This is a genomic window from Planktotalea sp. (assembly GCF_049680325.1).
Lineage (GTDB): Bacteria > Pseudomonadota > Alphaproteobacteria > Rhodobacterales > Rhodobacteraceae > Planktotalea.
The window spans coordinates 1-3,168 of the sequence record NZ_JBAUHO010000176.1; the positions used below are offsets into that span (position 1 = coordinate 1).

Genomic DNA, 3,168 nt, shown 5'->3' on the forward strand with positions numbered 1-3,168 from the left:
GCACGAAATCACGAGGCAAAAAAAAGTGTTCAAGCAAAACCAGGAAGGTACAGGGCGGCCATGAAAATGGTCATCAAAGAAACAGCGCCAATTGCGTCTTGCAACAACGTGCCTTCAGCACGGGCGATTACAGTTTTGATTTGATCAATCATGGTGTCGTTCCTGCTCAATCTTGTTTTTGTTGTCTCTTTGTTCTCATTTTGCGAACGGCATGTAAAGAACAAAGTGGAACATTTGAGAACATTTTGTTAACAAACTTTCTAACCTACTGATATTAAACGAATTGCTTGATCCTGTTCCATAAGCCAAAGAAGAACACGCGCGGCTTTTCCCCGTGTGCTTTGAAGGTCGGGATCATCATGAAGCAGTTTTCGCGCGTCGCTTTGGGCAATTTCCATCAATGCTGTCTGGCTTTCCATGTCGGCAACGCGAAATCGGGGCAAACCCGATTGCGCAGTTCCAATCAAATCACCTGCGCCGCGCATTTGTAGATCGGTTTCGGAAATCTTGAACCCGTCATCCGTTTCGCGCAGCACCTTCAGACGCTTTTGACCATTCTCGCTTAGCGGTGCCTTATACATCAGCAAGCAGGTCGAAGCGGCCGTGCCGCGCCCGACCCGTCCACGAAGTTGATGAAGCTGCGCAAGGCCAAAGCTTTCTGCGCGCTCAATCACCATGATCGTAGCATTCGGCACGTTTACCCCGACTTCGATCACCGTCGTTGCCACCAGAACCTGCGCCCTGCCTTCAACAAAATCGGCCATAGCGGCATCTTTTTCAGCAGACGGCATTTGACCATGCACAAGTCGCACTGCCTGTTCGCCCAATAGCGCACGCAGGTGTTTGAAGCGCTCTTCCGCCGCGATCAGATCGGACACTTCGCTTTCCCCGACCAGCGGACAAACCCAGTAGGCCTGCCGACCCTCTGCAATCGCACCGCGCAGGTGATCGACAACCTCGCTGACGCGCTCATCTGATATAAGCGCGGTTTTGATCGCTTGGCGCCCTGCCGGTTTCTCATCCAGCACCGAAACATCCATATCGCCAAATTGCGCCAGCGCGAGACTGCGCGGGATCGGCGTTGCAGTCATCACCAGAACATCCGCGCCCTGCCCCTTTTTTCCCAACTCGAGCCGTTGCCGCACGCCGAAACGATGTTGTTCATCCACGATAGCTAGACGCAGGTCGGCAAAGACCACATCCTTCTGGAACACCGCATGGGTGCCAACGAGGATCTGAATTTTGCCCTCTTTCAGCGCGGCAAGTTTGGCGTCGCGCTCGCGCCCTTTATCGCGTCCTGTCAGCAGTTCCAGAACAACGCCGGCATTTTCAGCAAGTGGCTGCAACCCTTCCAGATGCTGGCGCGCCAGAATTTCGGTCGGGGCCATCATCACGCCCTGCCCGCCTGCTTCGACCGCTGCAAGCAAAGCCATGAACGCCACAAGTGTTTTGCCAGAACCGACATCGCCCTGTAACAGGCGGTTCATCCGCACTGCGCTGGCTAAATCCCCCGTTATTTCATCAATTGCGCGTAGCTGCGCACCTGTTGGCTTATAGGGCAAAGCGCTTAACACTTTGTTACGCAGCTTGCCGGTCCCATGACTTTCGATGCCCGGCGCACGGCGCCGCTTGGCACGCGCAAGCGCCAGCGTGAGCTGATGCGCCATGAATTCATCATAAGCCAGTCGTTCGCGCGCGGGCGCTGTTGCCGCGAGCTCGCCCATAGACTGCGGCGCATGCGCGGCTTGTATCGCTTTATCCCAATCGGGCCATTGCTTTTGCTCTTTCTGGGTCGGATCAATCCATTCTCCCAGCGCAGGAAGCCGCTCCAACGCGCTGGCAATTGCCTTGCTCAAGGGCTTTTGGGTCACGCCCGCCGTCAGTGGATAAACCGGTTCGAACTCGGGAATTTGCGCAGCTTCATCAGGTCGCACAACGTGATCCGGATGCACCATCTGGGCGATTCCGTCGAACAATTCGACCTTGCCCGACACTACGCGGCGCTGACCCGTCGGTAGCAATTTACCAAGATAGTCACCGCGTGCATGGAAGTAGACCAGTTGAAATGCGATCTGCGCGTCGATCACATCAATGCGATAGGCTCCACCCTTGTTACGCGGGGGGCGATGTTGGCCGATCTCGACCTCGACGGTCAGGGTGTTGGGCAGATCAGCGCCCTGCACACTGTCGCGTATCGTGCGATCAATACCGGAGTATGGCAGTAAAAACAGCAGGTCGCGCGGTTTTTCAACATGAAGGCCTGCCAGATGCTCTGCCGTTTTTGGCCCGATCCCATCCAGCCCCGTCAGCGCGGCAAAAAGCGGAAAAAGGATTTCGGGCCGCGTGCTCATAAACCCTCGATCAACGCAAGCCAATCGTCCTCATCAATGGTTTCAACGCCAAGATCAGCCGCCTTTTTGGCCTTTGAACCCGCGCCCGGACCAGCCACAAGCAAGTCGGTTTTCGCGGACACGGAACCGGATACTTTGGCACCAAGCGCCTCTGCACGCGCTTTGGCTTCTGCGCGGGTCATTTTTTCCATCGTGCCTGTGAACACGACGATTTTGCCCGCAACGGGGCTGCTTGTGTCCGGCTTTTCGGCGTCTTCTATCGTCAATTCTTCACTCAGGCGCGTGATCGAGGCGCGTTCGCGGTCCTGCGCAAAACTGGTGACAAGCGAGGTTGCCATGACTTCGCCGACGCCATCAATCGAAAGCAGTTCGTCCCACGCCGGCCCAGACTTGTCCCGAGCGGCGTCCATGGCTTCGATGAACGTCGCCCAAGCGCCATAATGGCGCGCAATCAGCGCTGCGCTTTGCTCGCCCACATGGCGCAGACCAAGGGCAAAAAGGAAACGCGCAAACCCGATGTTGCGGCGTGCATCAATCGCCTCGAACAGCTTCGCCGCACTTTTGTCGCCCCAACCGTCACGGTTCTTCAGCTTGGTCAATTGCGTGGCATCACGGCGGTGAAGCGAGAAAATATCGGCGGGTTCACGAATAGGCAGGTTCACATCGTGGTAGAACATTTCCACCTGTTTTGCCCCAAGCCCGTCGATATCGAACGCACCACGAGACACAAAATGCTTCAACTTTTCAACGGCTTGTGCAGGGCAAATCAAACCGCCCGAACAGCGCCGCACCGCATCGCCCGTTTCACGAATTGCGG

The 3,168-nt window shown here is 56.1% G+C and carries 3 protein-coding genes; all 3 read right to left on the minus strand.

Going from position 1 to position 3,168, the window contains the following annotated elements:
- Nucleotides 1-29: 29 nt before the first annotated feature.
- Nucleotides 30-152 (minus strand): hypothetical protein, encoded by a 123-nt coding sequence (locus tag WBC85_RS08185; RefSeq protein ID WP_424435099.1) that lies wholly within the window; start codon nt 150-152, stop codon nt 30-32.
- Nucleotides 153-260: 108 nt separating this feature from the next.
- Nucleotides 261-2,351, minus strand: a complete 2,091-nt coding sequence (gene recG / locus WBC85_RS08190) for an ATP-dependent DNA helicase RecG (protein ID WP_424435102.1) — start codon at nt 2,349-2,351, stop codon at nt 261-263.
- A partial coding sequence (locus WBC85_RS08195) for a BRCT domain-containing protein (RefSeq protein ID WP_424435105.1) occupies nt 2,348-3,168 on the minus strand: 821 nt, incomplete at its 5' end. The genes recG and WBC85_RS08195, both read right to left, overlap by 4 nt.